The 16,610-nt window shown below is 73.7% G+C and carries 12 protein-coding genes; 7 read left to right on the top strand and 5 right to left on the bottom strand.

What is annotated here, in order from left to right:
- Positions 1–41: 41 nt before the first annotated feature.
- Positions 42–731 (top strand): hypothetical protein, encoded by a 690-nt coding sequence (locus ABD979_RS03565; RefSeq protein ID WP_345506063.1) that lies wholly within the window; start codon positions 42–44, stop codon positions 729–731.
- Here ABD979_RS03565 and ABD979_RS03560 read toward each other — a convergent pair.
- A complete protein-coding gene (locus ABD979_RS03560) occupies positions 701–3,955 on the bottom strand; it encodes an ATP-binding protein (RefSeq protein ID WP_345506062.1) in 3,255 nt (1,084 codons plus the stop codon). The genes ABD979_RS03565 and ABD979_RS03560 overlap by 31 nt on opposite strands.
- 161 nt (positions 3,956–4,116) lie before the next feature.
- Between ABD979_RS03560 and ABD979_RS03555 the strand changes: the two genes are divergently transcribed.
- The 3 genes from ABD979_RS03555 to ABD979_RS03545 all read left to right on the top strand — a co-directional run bounded on the left by ABD979_RS03555 (position 4,117) and on the right by ABD979_RS03545 (position 8,583).
- Positions 4,117–4,863: a VIT1/CCC1 transporter family protein gene (locus tag ABD979_RS03555; protein ID WP_345506061.1), complete on the top strand. Its 747-nt coding sequence runs from the start codon at positions 4,117–4,119 to the stop codon at positions 4,861–4,863.
- A gap of 317 nt (positions 4,864–5,180) precedes the next feature.
- Positions 5,181–7,376, top strand: coding sequence for a DEAD/DEAH box helicase (locus ABD979_RS03550; RefSeq protein ID WP_345506060.1), 2,196 nt, complete (start codon positions 5,181–5,183; stop codon positions 7,374–7,376).
- Between the two features lie 157 nt (positions 7,377–7,533).
- Positions 7,534–8,583, top strand: a complete 1,050-nt coding sequence (locus ABD979_RS03545; RefSeq protein ID WP_425583901.1) for a zinc-binding dehydrogenase — start codon at positions 7,534–7,536, stop codon at positions 8,581–8,583.
- A 24-nt stretch (positions 8,584–8,607) separates the two neighbouring features.
- Here ABD979_RS03545 and ABD979_RS03540 read toward each other — a convergent pair whose 3' ends face one another.
- Entirely contained in the window at positions 8,608–9,108 is a 501-nt protein-coding gene (locus ABD979_RS03540) for a GNAT family N-acetyltransferase (protein ID WP_345506059.1), read from the bottom strand.
- A gap of 10 nt (positions 9,109–9,118) precedes the next feature.
- Positions 9,119–11,161 (bottom strand): NAD(+) synthase, encoded by a 2,043-nt coding sequence (locus ABD979_RS03535; RefSeq protein WP_345506058.1) that lies wholly within the window; start codon positions 11,159–11,161, stop codon positions 9,119–9,121.
- A 157-nt stretch (positions 11,162–11,318) separates the two neighbouring features.
- Here ABD979_RS03535 and ABD979_RS03530 point away from each other — a divergent pair, with 157 nt between their 5' ends.
- The 3 genes from ABD979_RS03530 (at position 11,319) to ABD979_RS03520 (ending at position 14,064) form a co-directional block, all read left to right on the top strand.
- The gene (locus tag ABD979_RS03530; RefSeq protein ID WP_345506057.1) at positions 11,319–11,747 is read left to right on the top strand and encodes a pyridoxamine 5'-phosphate oxidase family protein; all 429 of its coding nucleotides are present in this window, start codon (positions 11,319–11,321) and stop codon (positions 11,745–11,747) included.
- A 45-nt stretch (positions 11,748–11,792) separates the two neighbouring features.
- Positions 11,793–12,578, top strand: coding sequence for a hypothetical protein (locus ABD979_RS03525; RefSeq protein WP_345506056.1), 786 nt, complete (start codon positions 11,793–11,795; stop codon positions 12,576–12,578).
- A 61-nt stretch (positions 12,579–12,639) separates the two neighbouring features.
- Positions 12,640–14,064 (top strand): PepSY-associated TM helix domain-containing protein, encoded by a 1,425-nt coding sequence (locus ABD979_RS03520; protein ID WP_345506055.1) that lies wholly within the window; start codon positions 12,640–12,642, stop codon positions 14,062–14,064.
- Between the two features lie 177 nt (positions 14,065–14,241).
- Here ABD979_RS03520 and ABD979_RS03515 read toward each other — a convergent pair whose 3' ends face one another.
- Together ABD979_RS03515 and ABD979_RS03510 are read right to left on the bottom strand one after the other, a co-directional pair.
- On the bottom strand, positions 14,242–15,435 hold the full coding sequence (locus ABD979_RS03515) for a glycine C-acetyltransferase (protein WP_345506054.1): 1,194 nt from the start codon (positions 15,433–15,435) through the stop codon (positions 14,242–14,244).
- Positions 15,436–15,533: 98 nt separating this feature from the next.
- The gene (locus tag ABD979_RS03510) at positions 15,534–16,469 is read right to left on the bottom strand and encodes an alpha/beta fold hydrolase (protein ID WP_345506053.1); all 936 of its coding nucleotides are present in this window, start codon (positions 16,467–16,469) and stop codon (positions 15,534–15,536) included.
- Positions 16,470–16,610 lie beyond the last annotated feature (141 nt).

The raw sequence follows: 16,610 nt of genomic DNA, 5'->3' as shown, positions 1-16,610 counted from the left end.
CACCACAGGGTGCGCACAGCCGCGGGTCCGAGCGTGGGCGCATGAGCAACGACTCCACCACCGGGGGCCCGGCACCGGAGCCGACCGCGCCCCTGCCGCAGTTCGACCCGCACGCGGGCGCCGCCGCCCCACCCATCGCGCCGCCCACCACGCCGTATGCCTATGCCGCCCTCGCGGGGGCCGCGCCGGCCTCCCCCGCCGCGTCGTCCACCACCGCGTCGTCCACCACCGCGCCGTCCACCACCGCGCGGTCCACCACCGGGGCACCCGCCGCCGGGTCGCGCTGGACCGCGAAGAAGACCGCGGTGACCGCGGGACTCGCGCTCGTGCTGACCTCCGCCGGCGCCATCGGTGCCGCGGCCGCCCTGCCGGCCGGCTCCGCGGGTGACGACGGCGGCTTCCGCGGACCGGGCGTCGGGCGCTCGTTCTCCTTCCCGGGCGGCCAGCAGCTCGGCCAGCGCGGGCAGCAGGGCCAGGGACTGCAGGGCCCGGGGTCGCAGCAGGGCACGAGCCCCCAGCAGCTGCCCCAGCTGAACGGCAACGGCAGCGGGACCGGCGGCCTCGGCGCCCTGGACCCGAGCCAGCTGGGCCAGCTCGACCCGCAGCAGCTGCTCCAGCAGCTCCAGCAGGGCGTCGACCCGTTCGGTGGCGCCCGGCCCGACCACGACGACGACGGCTCGTCGAGCGGCTCGGGCTCCGGTCAGCCCTCGGGCGGCACGAAGACCACCTGACGCAGCCCGACGGCATACGCGTCGAGGGCCTCGGTCGCGCGGGCCAGCTCGCGCTCGACGCGCGCGACGAGCGCCTCGTCGGCGAGCCGGCCGTCGGCGCCCTGCTCCTCGACCTCGCGGCACACCTCGGCGAGCGCCGAGGCCCCGAGGTTCGAGGCGCTCCCCTTGAGCCCGTGGGCGATCCGGCCCGCGGCCTCGGCGTCGCCCGCGGCGTGCGCCGCCACCAGCTCGGCCAGCCGCTGCCGGGCGCTGTCGGAGAAGCGGTCGAGGAAGCGCAGCAGCAGCGACGGGTCGCCGGGCTCGAGGTCACGCAGCTCCTCGAGGCGCGCGCGGTCGAGCCCGTCGTCACCGGCAGCCGGCGACGGGTCCGCCCGCCGCGACGACGTGGGGCCCGACCCGGTCCAGCGCTGCAGGGTCGCGGCGAGGAGCGTCACGTCGACCGGCTTGGTGAGGAAGTCGTCCATCCCTGCCTGCAGGCACCGCTCGCGCTCGCCCGCGATGGCCGACGCCGTCATGGCGACGACCGGCAGGCGGCGCCCGGGACGCTCGTGCGCCCGGATGAGCCGAGTGGCCTCGTAGCCGTCCATCTGCGGCATCTGGCAGTCCATGAGCACGGCGACGAGGTCGTCGGCGCGCTCGCGGTGCGCCGCCACCCCCTCGACGCCGTTGGACGCGAGCACGACGGCGTAGCCGAGGCTCTCGAGCACCCCCTGAGCGACGAGCTGGTTCACCTCGTTGTCCTCGACGACGAGGACGAGGCCGTGGCGGCCCCTCTCCGGGCCGCCCTCCCCGGCGCCCTCCCCGTCGCGCCCCGCGCCACCGTCGGTGCGGTCGCCGGCGACCCCGGCGGCGTCGGTGGGCACGAGCTGGCTGCCGGCGACGTCGACCATGGCGTCGAAGAGGGCCGACGGCATGACGGGGGCCGTGAGGGTCGCGTCGACACCGGCCTCGGCGAGGCTCTCCGGGTCGGGCGGGGGCACCTGGGCGCAGACGAGCACGACGCGCAGCCGCTCGAAGCGCGGGTCGGTGCGGATCATCCGCACCACCTCGAGGCACGCGAACCCCGAGCCGGGGTCGTCGAGCACGATGACGTCGATCGGGGTGTCGCCGCGGTGGGCCCGGTCGAGCTGCACGAGGCCCTCGAGCCCCGACGAGGCGGACGCCACGGTCATGGCCCAGGCGGTCAGCTGCTCCGCGATGCGCGTGCGGTGCGGCTCGTTCGGGCCGACGACGAGGGCGCGCAGTCCCGTCACGGCGGCGACGCGGCCCGCGGAGCGCCCGACGGTGCGGCCCGAGGCGGGAGCGAAGGCGGCCGTGAACCAGAACGTGCTGCCCTGCCCGGGCTCGCTGTCGACACCGATCTCGCCGCCGAGCGCGGCGACGATCTGCTTGCTGATGGCGAGGCCGAGACCGGTTCCGCCGTACTGCCTCGTCGTCGACGAGTCGCCCTGCGAGAACGACTCGAAGAGGCGGGAGCGCACCTCCGGCGTGATCCCGGCTCCGGTGTCGGTCACCTCGACGCGGAGCACCGGGCCGGTGCCGTCGCCGTGCTCGAGGGAGAGGTGCACCGACACGCTGCCGCAGTCGGTGAACTTGACCGCGTTCGTCGTGAGGTTGGCGACGACCTGACCGAAACGCACCGGGTCGCCCGAGACGAGGAACGGCAGGTCGGGGCCGTGCGTCACCGACAGGTCGACCGACTTGGCCCGGGCCCGCTCGGCGAGCAGCGCCACGCCACGCTCGAGCACGGCAGCGGGGTCGAAGTCGACCGACTCGAGGTCGAGCCGGCCCGCCTCGATCTTGGACAGGTCGAGGATGTCGTTGACGAGACCGAGCAGCACCCGCCCGGCCTGGTCGATGCCGTCGGAGAGGCGCCGCTGGTGCGGGCTCAGCTCGGTGCGGCCGAGCAGCTCCGACAGGCCGATGACGCCGTTCAGCGGCGTGCGGATCTCGTGGCTCATCGTCGCGAGGAAGGCCGACTTGGCCCGGGAGGCCTCCATCGCGGCGTCACGCGCGCGAGCCAGGTGCTCGGCCGTCCACTCGCGGTCGGCCACGCGCGCGACGAGCGCGACCGTCTGCCGGATCGTGCGGTCGTCGCTCTCGACGGGCTGGGTGGCGCCCCGCATGTCGAGGACGACGACGCAGGCCAGCCGCCCGTCGTTGACGACGGGCACCGCCACGATCGTCGAGCCCTGCTCCGACGTCCCCGTCTCGACGACGCGGCTCGCGGCGGCCCGTGCGGCGATCTCGAAGCCCACCTCCGCGGGCACCGGGCTCGTCTCGGTGCCGTCCGGCACGGGGACCGGATCCCCCATCACGCCGTCCTTGTCGACGATGGTGGCGAGCACCGGGCGCCACGTCGTGTGGCGGGCGACCTCGGCGAGCACGGCCGGCAGCAGCTCGGCGAGCGTGGCCGACTCGTTGGCGGCGGTCGCCATGGCCGAGAGCAGCCCGAGGGCCTGCTCGGCGTCCTTGACCGCGGTGATGTCCTGGGTGGTGCCGCCCATCCGCACGGCCTGACCGTCGGCGTCGTGCGTCACGCGGCCCCTGCCCCGGATCCAGACGATCTCGCCCGACCCGCGCACGATGCGCGCATCGAACTCGAACGAGTCCTTGCCCGCCACCGCGGCACCGACGGCCTCGCTGACGAGGGCCCGGTCGTCGGGGTGGATGTGCGCCAGGAACCCGTCGTAGGTCGGGGTGAGCCAGCCGGGCTCGAGCCCGTAGATCCGGTAGAGCTCGTCGGACCACCAGACGCGGTCCTCGCCGACGTCCCACTCCCAGCTGCCGATCTTCGCCATCGACTGGGCCTCGGCCAGCTGGTCGAGGAGGCGTCGCTGGGCGCTGTACTCGCTGACCCGGTACATCCAGCCGCGGCGCCGGCCGTGCTCGTCGACCATCGGCGAGTGCGAGACGAGGGCCCAGAAGCGGTTGCCCTGGCGGTCGATCAGGGCGCACTCGAGGTTGTCACCGGGCAGACCGGTGCGCGCCCGCTCCGCGAGGTGCGCCGCGAAGTCCGCCTTGCCCTGCTCGTCGACCGCGTCGAAGACGGAGAAGCCGATGGCCTCGGCGGGCGTCAGGCCGAGCATCCGGGCCATCCGGTCGTTGGCGAAGACGGTGCGCCCGTCGCCGTCGATGACCCAGAGGCCATCGGGCGACGCCGCCACCATCCAGCGGCAGAGGTCGCCCTCGTCCGCCGCGCTGAGATCCGGAATGTCCGACATGAAGCAAATCTTCGCCCATCTCGGGCGGCAACGCGACGCAACGCCCCGGAGCGCTGCCCGCCGGGGCGGAGGGGGTAAGGGCAACCTGCCGTGACGGGGCCGCCGACAGGTGCCACGATCGTCCGGCCACCCTTTCCGTTCGACGGCCCCCGGAGCCTTCCATGCCTGACACCCGCGCGTCCGACGACGCGACACCGCTCGACGCGCACGACCGCGAGGAGCCGCACGACGCGGCCGTGGGCAGCCGCCTCAACTGGCTGCGCGCCGGGGTGCTCGGCGCGAACGACGGCATCGTCTCGACGGCGGGAGTCGTCGTCGGCGTGGCGGGCGCGACGAGCGACAAGGGCTCCATCGTGCTGGCCGGGATCGCCGCGCTCGCGGCGGGCGCGATGTCGATGGCGGCCGGCGAGTACGTCTCGGTGAGCACGCAGCGCGACTCCGAGCGCGCGCTCCTGCGCCTCGAGAAGCAGGAGCTGCGCGAGGACCCCACGGGCGAGCTCGAGGAGCTGACCCAGCTCTACGAGGCCAAGGGGCTGCGCCGCCCGCTGGCCGAGCAGGTCGCGCGCGAGCTGACCGCGCACGACGCCCTCGGCGCGCACGCCGAGGCCGAGCTCGGCATCGACCCCGACGACCTCACCAACCCGTGGCACGCGGCGGCCGCCTCGATGGTCGCCTTCGTCGTCGGCGCGGTGCTGCCCATGCTGACGATCACCTACAGCCCCGAGCGCGTGCGCATCCACGTCACCGTCGTCAGCGTCGCCGCGGCCCTCGCCCTGACCGGCTGGGTGAGCGCGCGCCTCGGCCGCAGCCCGGTCGCGCGGGCCGTCGCCCGCAACGTCGCGGGCGGCCTGCTGGCCATGGGCATCACGTATGCCATCGGCGCCCTCGTGGGCGTCGGGCTCGGCTGACGCGGACGCTGGGGACGGGCCTGACGACGGGAGGACGGCACACCTGCTCGGCGAGCGCGACGGCATACGCCACCGACGGCCCGCGACGCCCTGTAGAGTCGAGCTGTCCCCGCGCCCACGTGGCGCACGAACGGCGGCCGACGGTCCACGTCCTGCGTGAGACGTCGCCCCGGGTCCGGGACATCGTGGCGCGCCACTGCGCGTCCGCCGGGACTCGGGTCGAGTCCGCCGCCGGCACAGACAGGGTTCGACGTCGCGTCGAGCGCAGGGTGCCGCCGGGAGGCCGGCCCCGCGTCCGCCGCGTCATCAGGAGGAACATGGCAACGCGCGTTCGCCGCCGCCCCAGCGACGGCCAGGGCAAGGGCTCCACCCAGCGCAAGGGCGCCGACCAGCGCCACGGCACCCCGCGCCGCGACGACCCCGCACCGCTCATCCCGGTGCTGGCCCGCCGCGTGCGCGAGGTGGAGGCCCGGGTCTCGAGCAAGGGCAAGGCGAGCCCGACCAACCGCACGAAGTTCCTCGTCGTGGCCCTGCTCATGCGCTCCGAGCGCTCCCGCGTGCGCGACGACGCCTCGATCCCCTCCGCCACCCGCGCCGACCTGCTCAAGCGGCTCGACGGCATCGCGACGATCCTCGCCCAGATCACGGCCCGCGACACGAGCCTGCTGACGCTGCTCGACGCGAACGCCAAGCCGGGCCCCGCCGCGCAGCAGATGCGCCGCGACTGGCTGCTCGAGTCCGGGGCCGAGCTCGCCGAGGAGGACCTCGTCATCACGGCCCCCGAGCCGCCGCGCCCGGTCGTGCCGCCGCAGATCGCGGCCCGCCAGGTGACGCCGCAGTCGGTGCCGGCCCGCGCGATGGCCAACCCGTTCCTCACGCCCGACCTCGACCGGGCCACGCACCACGACTACCTGCCCGGCCGGCTGGCCGGCTGGGACCTGCTCAGCCCGCTCTACCGCGCCTTCGAGCAGGGCGCCGGCGGTGAGGCCGCCTCGATGGACCTCCCGCCGAAGCCGCCCATCGACCGGTTCTCGCCGCCCGGGTCGCAGCTCATGGTGCACCAGTCGCGGTTCCTGCAGAGCGTGCAGGCCGGCCACCGCACCTTCCTGCTGGCCGACGAGCCCGGCCTCGGCAAGACCGCCCAGTCGGTGCTGGCCGCCTCGGTCGCGAACGCCTACCCGATGCTCGCCGTCGTGCCCAACGTCGTGAAGATCAACTGGGCCCGTGAGGTGGAGCGGTGGACGCCGCAGCGGCGGGTCACCGTCATCCACGGCGACGGCAACGACGTCGACGCCTTCGCCGACGTCTTCGTCGTCAACTACGAGATCCTCGACCGGCACTTCGCCTGGCTCTCGAGCTTCGGGTTCCGCTCGATGGTCGTCGACGAGGCCCACTTCATCAAGAACCTCGGCTCGCAGCGCTCGCAGCAGGTGCTCGCCCTCGGCGACCGCCTCCGCGAGACGACGCCGGGCGGCGACCCGCTCCTCATCGCCCTCACCGGAACGCCGCTCATCAACGACGTCAAGGACTTCGACGCGATCTGGCGCTTCCTCGGCTGGATCAGGGACGGCAAGCCCACCGCCGACATCGTGCGCCGGCTCGACGAGACCGGCTACACGCCGGCCGACCGCGCCTTCTACCCCGAGGCCCGACGCACCGTCATCGACATGGGCATCGTGCGCCGTCGCAAGATCGACGTCGCCAAGGACCTGCCCGACAAGCGCATCGCCGACATCACGGTGGAGCTCGACGACGAGCTCGGCCGCTCGATCCGCGAGGCCGAGCGGGCGCTCGGCCGCCGCCTCGCGTCGCGCTACCGGGCGCTGCTCGCCCAGGGCGAGGGCCTGGAGGAGGACGACGAGCCCGACACCGCGCTGATGCGCCGCGTGGCGGCCGCGGAGCTGCGGTCGGCCTCGTCGGAGAAGGGCACCGACAACGTCTTCTCGCTCGTGCGCCGCATCGGCCAGGCGAAGTCGACCCTCGCGGCCGACTACGCCGTGCAGCTCTCGCACTCGGTCGGCAAGGTCGTCTTCTTCGCCAAGCACATCGACGTCATGGACGCCGCCGAGAGCGTGCTCGCCTCGGCCGGGCTGCGCACCGTCTCGGTCCGCGGCGAACAGACCTCGAAGCAGCGCCAGGAGGCCATCGACGCGTTCCAGAAGGACCCCGACGTCGCCGTGGCCGTCTGCTCGCTGACGGCCGCCGGCGTCGGGCTCAACCTGCACGCCGCCTCGAACGTCGTGCTCGCCGAGCTGTCGTGGACGGCCGCGGAGCAGCAGCAGGCCATCGACCGCGTGCACCGCATCGGCCAGGACGAGCCGGTCACCGCGTGGCGCATCCTCGCCTCGGGCACCATCGACACGAAGATCGCCGAGCTCATCGACGCCAAGCAGGGCCTCGCGGCCCGGGCGCTCGACGGCAGCGACGAGGCCATCACCTCGGGCGACACGCTCCAGCTCGACGCGCTCGTCGCGCTGCTGCGTGCGGAGCTGACCCAGATCGGCGGTCTCTGAGGGGATCCCCTCCCGGGGGACCTCAGCCTGAGGGACCACCGTCCCGAACCGGTCGCCACCGGTCGGGACGAACGGCCCTGTTGCCCCACCGTGCCCACGGCGTGCACTGGTGGGGATGCCGCGCGGGCGTGGCGTCCACCACCCAGGAGGAGCAGCGATGAGCACCATGCGCGCGATCGTCTACCACGGCCCCGGCCGCAAGGCGTGGGAGGAGGTGCCGCTGCCGACCGTGCAGGCCGACACCGACGCCGTCGTCAAGGTCGACACCGTCACCATCTGCGGCACCGACCTGCACATCCTGGGGGGCGACGTCGCCGCCGTCACCGACGGGCGCGTGCTCGGCCACGAGGCCGTGGGCACCGTCACCGAGGTGGGGCCCGGCGTCAAGAACGTGCGCGTGGGCGACCGCGTGCTCGTCTCGTGCATCACGGCCTGCGGCGCCTGCCGCTACTGCCGCGCCGGCAGCTACGGCCAGTGCATCGGGGGCGGCGGCTGGATCCTCGGCCACCGCATCGACGGCACGCAGGCGGGGTTCGTGCGCGTGCCGTTCGCGGACACGTCGACGTATGCCGTCCCGGACGGCGTGACCGACGAGGAGGTGCTCATGCTCGCCGACATCGGGCCCACGGGCTTCGAGGTCGGTGTGCTGAACGGCCGGGTCTCACCCGGTGACGTTGTAGCGGTGGTGGGTGCCGGCCCGGTCGGCCTCTCCGCCATCATGGGCGCCAAGCTCTTCAGTCCGGCCCACGTCGTGGCGATCGACCTGGCCGACGCCCGGCTCGAGGCGGCCAAGCAGTTCGGGGCGGACATCACGCTCAACCCGGCGCGCGAGGACGTCGTCGCCGTCGTCAGGGACCTGACCCAGGGGCTCGGCGCCGACGTGGCGATCGAGGCGGTGGGCGTGGCCGCGACCTTCGAGCAGTGCGCCCAGCTCGTCCGCCCCGGCGGCCGCGTCGCGAACGTCGGCGTGCACGGCGGCCCGGCCACGCTGCACCTCGAGGACCTGTGGATCCGCAACGTCACCATCACGACGGGTCTCGTCGACACGTACTCGACGCCGACGCTGCTGCGGCTCCTGGCGACCCACCAGGTCGACCTCGCGCGGTTCGTCACGCACCGGTTCGCGATGGGCGAGTTCATCGAGGCCTATGACACGTTCGCGCGGGCCGCCGACACCCGGGCCCTCAAGGTGGTGGTGACCGCCTGACCGTGGTGGCGCGGCCCGGGCCGCCTACAGGTCGACGTGCATGATGCTGAGGCCCACGCGCTCGCCCGACGGCAGCTCGTGGGCCCGCGGCACGGTGCCGACCACGGTGAAGCCGAGGCTCTCGTAGAGCCGGACCGCGCTGGTGTTCGTCGCGACGACGGCGTTGAACTGCATGGCGGCGAACCCGGACGCGCGCGCCCACTCGAGCGAGTCGACGACGAGCGCGCGCCCGACGCCACGACCGCGCGCGTCGGCCGCGACCATGTAGCTGGCCGTCGCGACGTGCGCCCCGGGGCCCGGCCGGTTGCGGCCCATCTTCGCGGTGCCGAGGACGGCGTCGCCCTCCGTCGCCACGGTCACCCGGCCGCCCGGGCCGTTCTCGAGCCAGATCCCGCGCGCCTCCGACTCGGTGAGGTCGACGGGGAACGGGAACGTGTCGCCGGCGCGCACCACCTGCTCGATGACCGACCACACCGCGGGCCAGTCGTCGTCGAGGTGGTCGCGGACGATGATCTTCGATGCCACTCGGATCGCCTTACTTCTCGGGGACGTTCGCGTCGAGCTCGCTGAGCCACGTCACGGCGGACGCGTCGGACGGCATACGCCAGTCGCCGCGCGGCGACAACGAGCCACCCGCCACGACCTTCGGGCCGTTCGGCAGCGCCGAACGCTTGAACTGGTTGGCGAAGTAGCGCCGGAGGAAGACCTCGAGCCAGTGGCGGATCGTCTCGAGGTCGTAGGCCGCGCGGTCGACCTCGGGGTAGCCGGCCGGCCAGTCCCCGGCAGCGCTGTCGCGCCAGGCGTTCCACGCGAGGTAGGCGATCTTCGAGGGCCGGTAGCCGCGGCGCAGCACGTGGAAGAGGGTGAAGTCCTGCAGCGGGTAGGGCCCGATGACGGCCTGCGTGCTCTGCGGCTTGTCGCCCTCCTTGGCCGGCACGAGCTCGGGGCTGATCTCGGTGTCGAGGATGGAGGTCAGCAGCTCACCCACGTGCTCCTCGAACTGCGCCGAGGAGACGACCCAGCGGATCAGGTGCTGCATCAGGGTCTTCGGCACCCCGCTGTTGATGCCGTAGTGGCTCATCTGGTCGCCGACGCCGTAGGTGCACCAGCCCAGCGCGAGCTCGGAGAGGTCACCCGTGCCGAGCACGATGCCGCCCCGCTGGTTCGCGATGCGGAAGAGGTAGTCGTAGCGCAGGCCGGCCTGGACGTTCTCGAACGTGACGTCGTAGACCTCCTCGCCCCGCCCGAACGGGTGGCCCATGGCCTCGAGCATCTGCGTGGCCGCCGGGCGGATGTCGAGCTCCTCCCACGTGACGTCGAGCGACTCCATCAGGGCGATGGCGTTGCGCTTCGTGTGGTCGCTCGTCGCGAAGCCCGGCATCGTGAAGGCGAGGATGTCGCTGCGCGGCCGGCCGAGCCGGTCCATCGCCTTGGCCGCCACGATGAGCGCGTGCGTGCTGTCGAGCCCGCCGCTGACACCGATGACGATCTTGGGCTGGCCGATGGCGCGCAGCCGCTGCTCGAGGCCGGAGACCTGGATGTTGTACGCCTCGTAGCAGTCGAGCGCGAGGCGGTCCTCGTCGTCGGGCACGAACGGGAAGCGGTCGACCTTGCGCAGCAGCCCGATGTCGCCCGTGGGCGGGTCGAGCTCGAGCTCGACGGTGCGGAAGCCGTCGGTGCGCGCCGCGAGCGAGCGACGGTTGTCGTCGAAGGTGCCCTGCCGCTGGCGCTCCTGGCGGAGCAGGTCGAGGTCGACGTCGACGACGGAGGCGCGCGGCCCCTCGGGGAAGCGCTCGCTCTCGGCGAGGAGGGCGCCGTTCTCGTAGACCATCGTCATGCCGTCCCACGACAGGTCGGTCGAGCTCTCGCCCTCCCCGGCGGCCGCGTAGAGGTAGGCCGCGATGCACCGCGCGGAGGCGCTCCGGGCGAGCAGGTGGCGGTCCTCGGCGCGCGCGACGGTGATGGGCGAGCCCGAGAGGTTCGTCAGCACCGTCGCGCCGGCGAGGGCGGCCTCGTGACTCGGCGGCACCGGCACCCAGACGTCCTCGCACACCTCGACGTGCACCACGAGGCCGGGCACGTCGGTGGCGCGGAAGAGCAGGTCGGGGCCGAAGGGCACCCGGTCCCCCGCCACGTCGACCGTCTGCCCCCGCTGGTCGTCGCCCGGCGCGAAGTGCCGCCGCTCGTAGAACTCCCGGTAGGTCGGCAGGTACGACTTCGGCGCGACGCCGATGATGCGGCCACGGTGGATCACGACGCCGCAGTTGTAGACCCGCGAGCCCTTCCCGAGGGGCGCGCCGACGACGACGACGGGCCGCAGGTCGGCCGTCGCCTCGGCGATGCGCGCCAGGGCGTCGTCGACGGCGTCGAGGAGGGGGTCCTGCAGGAGGAGGTCGTCGATGGCGTAGCCGGAGAGGCACAGCTCCGGGAAGATCGCGAGCGCCACCCCGTCGTCGTCGAGCTCGCGCACCCGGGCGATGACGGCGTCGGCGTTGCGCTCGGGGTCGGCCGCCGCGATCGGCACCGTGCAGGCCGCCACCCGTGCGAAGCCCTGGGCGTAGGAGCTGTAGAAGTCCATGGGGCCAGTCAATCGCACGCGTGGTGTGACGCGGGACTCGCCACGAGACGGGTCACGGCGGGGCCCGCGACTCCTACGATGAGTAGTAGGCGACAGCAGCCGCCCGGTCCCCCCGTCGACCAGACGCCGACCAGCCCGTACCTCCGAGGAGGTCACCATGTCCGACCGAGACCCCGTCCACGTCCTTCACCCGGAGGAGGCCTGGGGCTTCCTGCGGTCCCACGAGTTCGGCCGCCTGGCCTTCCACCTCGTCGGGGAGGTGCACATCGTGCCGATCAACTACGCCGTCGACGGCGAGCGTCTCGTCTTCATGACGGCGGAGGGCAGCAAGCTCTTCGGGGTGACGGCCAACCCCGACGTCGCCTTCGAGGTCGACGAGGTGGCCGAGGAGCGCGCGACGAGCGTCATCTGCCGCGGTCGCACCCGCACCCTCGAGGGTCAGGCGGCCTACGTCGTGGAGCGGCTGCCCGTGCGGCCCTGGGTCGACACCCCGAAGTCCATCGTCGTCGCCATCGAGGTCGACGAGATCTCGGGGCGCCGCTTCGACCTCACCCGCCCGTGGATGCGCGACCTGCCCACCGGTTGACGCGACCCGCCCACCGGCTGACGCGACCTGGCCTACCCTTGTCGCGTGCCCTCCACCGCCACGAGCCCGCACGCGCAGACCCTGCGCGCCGTCGTGCTCGCCGCCGTGGCCTCGGGCACGGCCACGCTCGCGCACGCCGCGGGCGGCGGCCACCTCGTCTCCGGCACGGCGGTCGTCGTCACGACCCTGCTGCTCACCGGAGCCTGCCTGCCCCTCGTCCGCCGGGAGATGACGGTCGCCCGCGCCGGCGTGCTGCTCGTCGTCCTCCAGGTCGCGGCCCACGTCGCCCACGGGATCACCGCGCTCGCGGCGGGTCCCGGCGGGCACGCGCACGGGTCCGCGGCGGGCGGCCACGTCGCCACCCACACGGCCCACGGCATACGGCCGCTGGGGCGCATCGAGGTGGGTGACCTCGGGGCCGCGGCGTCGCCCGCGGGTTCGTCGGCGGGCTCGACGGCGGCCTCCGCCTCGACCGCGTCGGCGGCCGGGCTCGCCGACCTGCTGCCGGGACCCGGCATGCTGGTCGCGCACGTGCTGGCGGCCATCGCGGTCGGCGTGCTGCTGACCCGCGGCGAGCAGTCGTGGGCCGTGGCGTGCACCCTCGTGGCCGCGCTGGCGGCAGGGCTGGGCGCAGCGGTCTCGCGCCTCGTGGCCGCGCTCACGGGTGGCTCGCTCGTGAACGCGCTCGAGCTCCTGCTCGCGTCCACGGTCGACGCCGAGCGCGACCGCACCGCCCGCCGGCTCGCCCGGCTCGCACGGCTCGTCCGGCACGACGTCTGGAGCGCGCGCACCCCGGTGCGACGCGGCCCACCCGCCTTCCTCCTGCACTGACACCCCTGCGGCGCCGGTACCGACCGGCCGCCGCCCCCTTCCGTCATGCTCGAGGAGCACCATGTCCGTTCTCGATCCCGCACGTCCGAAACCCGACTCCCAGAAGGCCGCCCGACCACGCACCGGCCTCTTCCGCGCCTTCTGGCGCTGGCACTTCTACGCCTCCGTCGTCGTCGTCCCCGTCCTGCTCGTCCTCTCCCTCACCGGCCTCGTCTACCTCTTCCGCTTCCAGATCGAACCGCTGCTGCACGCCGACCTCATGCGTGTCGACCACGCGCAGGGCCAGCTCACGCAGCCGTGGCAGACCCAGCTCGAGGCGGTGCAGGCAGCCGACCCCGGGGCCACCGTCGTCTCCTTCACCGAGCCCACCAGCGCCGACGACAGCGCCCGCTTCACCGTCGAGACCGCGGAGGGGCTGACGCGCGACGTCTTCGTCGACCCCTACACGGTGCGCGTGCTCGGCTCGCTCGACCCCGACTCGACGATCAGCGGCACGGCCGTGCGGCTCCACGCCGACCTCATGGCCGGGCGGGTCGGTGACACCGTCATGGAGCTCGGCGCGTGCTGGGCGATCGTCATGGCGGTCACCGGCTATGTCCTCTTCTTCAAGGGTCGCCGGGCGCGTCGGCGCCAGCGGCTCGCCGGGGCGCCGAACGCCCGGCTGCGGACGATGCACGCCCGCACCGGCCTCGTCGTCGGGGCGGGACTGCTGCTCCTCGTGGTCTCCGGGCTGCCCTGGACGGGCATCTGGGGCGAGCAGGTGCAGAAGCTCGCGACCGACCGGGGCACCTCGCTGTGGAGCGCGGATCCCGGCGCCCTGTCGAACCCGACCTCGACGCTCGACGAGTCGCTGCCGCACAGCCACCACGCCGTGCCGTGGGCGCAGGGCAAGAGCCCGGTGCCGCAGTCGAACCCGCGCGCCGACGGTGACGAGACGAGCGTGGCGAACCTCGACACCGCGGTGGAGGTGGGCTCCCGTTCAGGGCTCACGCACCCGATGACCGTGGCGCTGCCCTCCGACGAGCACGGCGTCTACTCGGTCATCGGCTACGCGTTCAACGACCCGGGCGCCGAGCGCACCGTCCACGTCGACCGCTTCGGCGGCCAGGTCGTCAGCACCTACGGCTACGACGACTACCCGGCGCTCGCCCAGGTGGTCAGCCAGGGCATCGCCCTGCACGAGGGCCGTCGCTTCGGCACGGTCAACTTCTGGCTGACGGCGCTCTTCTGCGCGGCCGTCGTCGTCTCGTGCGTGACCGGGCCGCTCATGTGGTGGCGGCGCCGCCCCCGCGGGGCCGGCGCGGTCGGCGCACCCCGAGGCCGTATGCCGCTGGTGTCGTCGCCGCTGCTCGCCGTCGTCGTCGTGGCGCTGGCGATCGTCCTGCCGGTGTTCGGCGCGTCGCTCGTGCTCGTGCTCCTGCTCGACCGGTTCGTCATCCGCCGGGTGCCGAGGCTGCGCCAGGCCTTCAACACCGCCGACCGCTAGCCGGCGAGCGGGCCTCCTCGCAGGGTGCGGGGAGGCCCGCCCAACTGCGCCACGGCGCGCTTCCAGCCGGGTTTCGGCCCCGCACGCGGCTGCAACTGCGCCACGGCGCGCTTGCAGCCGGGTTTCCGCCCCGCACGCGGCTGCAACTGCGCCACGGCGCGCTTGCAGCCACGTTGGTCAGGCGACGGCGTCCCGGGCGGCGACGAAGGCGTCGACGCAGGCGCGGACGTCGGCCTCGGAGTGCGCGGCCGAGAGCTGCACCCGGATCCGGGCCTTGCCGCGCGGCACGACCGGGAAGCTGAAGGCGATGACGTAGACGCCGTTGCCGAGCATGTGGTCGGCGATCTGCGCGGCGCGGCGGGCACCGTCCTCACCCGGGAACATGACCGGCCGGATGGGGTGCGTGCCGGGCAGCAGCTCGAACCCGGCCTCGGTCATGAGCGAGTGGAACAGGGCTGTGTTGGCCTTGAGCGTCTCGCGCTTCTCGGCCGAGCCCTCGACGAGCTCGAGCGCGGCCATCGACCCGGCGACGACCGACGGGGCGACCGAGTTGCTGAAGAGGTAGGGGCGCGACCGCTGGCGCAGCAGGTCGACGATCTCGCGGTGCGAGCTGACGTAGCCGCCGGAGGCCCCACCGAGCGCCTTGCCGAGGGTGCCGGTGAGGATGTCGACGCGGTCCATGACGCCGAAGAGCTCGGGCGTGCCGCGGCCGCCGTCGCCGACGAAGCCGACCGCGTGCGAGTCGTCGACGAAGACGAGGGCGCCGAACTCGTCGGCCAGGTCGCAGATCTCGTCGAGCGGCGCGTAGGAGCCGTCCATCGAGAAGACGCCGTCGGTCACGACGACCGTGCGCTTGGCCCCGGCGTCACGAGCGGCCTCGAGCTGCGCCCGCAGGTCGGCCATGTCGGCGTTCTTGTAGCGGTAGCGCATCGCCTTCGAGAGGCGCACGCCGTCGATGATCGAGGCGTGGTTGAGCTCGTCGCTGATGATCGCGTCCTCGGCGCCGAAGAGCACCTCGAAGACGCCGCCGTTCGCGTCGAAGCACGAGGAGTAGAGGATCGTCGCCTCGGTGCCGAGGAACTCGCTGATGGCGTGCTCGAGCGAGGTGTGCAGCGTCTGGGTGCCACAGATGAAGCGCACCGACGCCATGCCGAAGCCCCACTCGTCGAGCGCCTTCTTCGAGGCCTCGACGACGGCGGGGTCGTCGGCCAGGCCGAGGTAGTTGTTGGCGCAGAAGTTGAGCGCGTCGGCCTTGACGGTGGTGATGTGCGCCGACTGCGGCGACGTCAGCTCGCGCTCGTTCTTGTAGAGGCCGGCATCCTGGATCTCTCGCAGGGTCGCGGCGATCTCGTCCTTGACTGAGCCGTACATCGGTGTCCTTCGCGGGTCGTGGCCGGTGGGCGCGTGGGTGGCGCGTGGGTGGCGCGGAGCGGATGGCGCCACCCAGCGTATGCCGTCCGGTGCGGCCCTCAGCGGCCCGCCAGCGCGAGCAGGTCGTCGAGCACGTCGCCCATCCGCATGAGCAGCGACACGTGCCCCTCCCCCTCGACGAGGTGGGCCCGGGTGCCCGCCACGTGCGCCGCGAGCCAGCGGGCGTGGGCGATCGGCACCATCAGGTCCTCGGTGCCCTGCCACACCGCCGTCGGCACCTCGATCGCGCCGAGGTCGAAGCCCCACGGGCGGGAGTGGGTCAGGTCGTCGTCGCGCCAGCCGACGATGCCCTGGGCGCCGGCATGGCGTGAGGCGGCCGCCAGGTAGGCCGCGAGCTCACCCGTCATCGCCGCCACGTCGACCGGCGGCAGCAGGCCCCCGAGCTCGCGGGCGATGTCGTCGGCGCTCGCCGAGAGCACCGGCGTGCCGTGCTCCGTGAGGAAGGCCGTCAGCGCCTCGGGCCCCGCCGCGACGGCGGCGTACTCGGCGACGTTCTCGGGCCCCATGCCCGCCGTGAGGTCGAGCCCCTCGGCGTCCGGCGGCGCGATGCCCACCCCCGAGGTCGCGGCGAGGCAGCGGCCGGGCAGCACGGCCGCGCAGGCGAGCGCCCGCGGCCCACCGCCCGACCATCCCAGGGTGACGAAGGTGTCGTGGCCGAGCGCGTCGAGCACCGCGGCGGTGTCGCGGGCGTCGTCGGCGACGGTGGCGGTCGTCGCGGCGTCGGGTCGCGGCGTCGACCGCCCGTAGCCGGGCCGAGAGACGGCGACCGTGCGCAGGCCCCGCTCGGTGGCCGGCCGCTCGAGGACGCCGAAGGGCACGGCGGCCTGCGGCGTGCCGTGGTGGAAGACGAGCGGGAGCCCGTCCGCCGGCCCGGTGGTCAGCACCTCGAGGGTGCGGCCGTCCGGGGCCTCGACGAGGTGCGTCTCGTGGTCGTCCGAGTGGTCGTTCGAGCGGTGGTCCGAGCGGTCGGTCATGGAGCCACTGAACCACGCGACGCGCGCCCGGCAGGCGGCACACCGTCCACACCGGACCGCGCCGACGATCCAGCAGCGGGCGCGGTGTCATGGTTCGTCCCCGGTCGACCCCTTTGTGAAACAGGTTCGCGATGAAAGCTG

The organism is Terrabacter aeriphilus, from assembly GCF_039542985.1.
Lineage (GTDB): Bacteria > Actinomycetota > Actinomycetes > Actinomycetales > Dermatophilaceae > Terrabacter > Terrabacter aeriphilus.
This window is presented reverse-complemented; position numbering and strand designations above follow the sequence as displayed.

Bases quoted from the DNA above. Each gene is read 5' to 3' on its own strand.
- ABD979_RS03565 (WP_345506063.1), top strand. From the start codon at position 42: ATGAGCAACGACTCCACCACCGGGGGCCCGGCACCGGAGCCGACCGCG.
- ABD979_RS03555 (WP_345506061.1), top strand. From the start codon at position 4,117: ATGCCTGACACCCGCGCGTCCGACGACGCGACACCGCTCGACGCGCAC.
- ABD979_RS03510 (WP_345506053.1), bottom strand. From the start codon at position 16,469: ATGACCGACCGCTCGGACCACCGCTCGAACGACCACTCGGACGACCAC.
- ABD979_RS03530 (WP_345506057.1), top strand. From the start codon at position 11,319: ATGTCCGACCGAGACCCCGTCCACGTCCTTCACCCGGAGGAGGCCTGG.
- ABD979_RS03515 (WP_345506054.1), bottom strand. From the start codon at position 15,435: ATGTACGGCTCAGTCAAGGACGAGATCGCCGCGACCCTGCGAGAGATC.
- ABD979_RS03545 (WP_425583901.1), top strand. From the start codon at position 7,534: ATGAGCACCATGCGCGCGATCGTCTACCACGGCCCCGGCCGCAAGGCG.
- ABD979_RS03550 (WP_345506060.1), top strand. From the start codon at position 5,181: ATGGCAACGCGCGTTCGCCGCCGCCCCAGCGACGGCCAGGGCAAGGGC.
- ABD979_RS03520 (WP_345506055.1), top strand. From the start codon at position 12,640: ATGTCCGTTCTCGATCCCGCACGTCCGAAACCCGACTCCCAGAAGGCC.
- ABD979_RS03560 (WP_345506062.1), bottom strand. From the start codon at position 3,955: ATGTCGGACATTCCGGATCTCAGCGCGGCGGACGAGGGCGACCTCTGC.
- ABD979_RS03535 (WP_345506058.1), bottom strand. From the start codon at position 11,161: ATGGACTTCTACAGCTCCTACGCCCAGGGCTTCGCACGGGTGGCGGCC.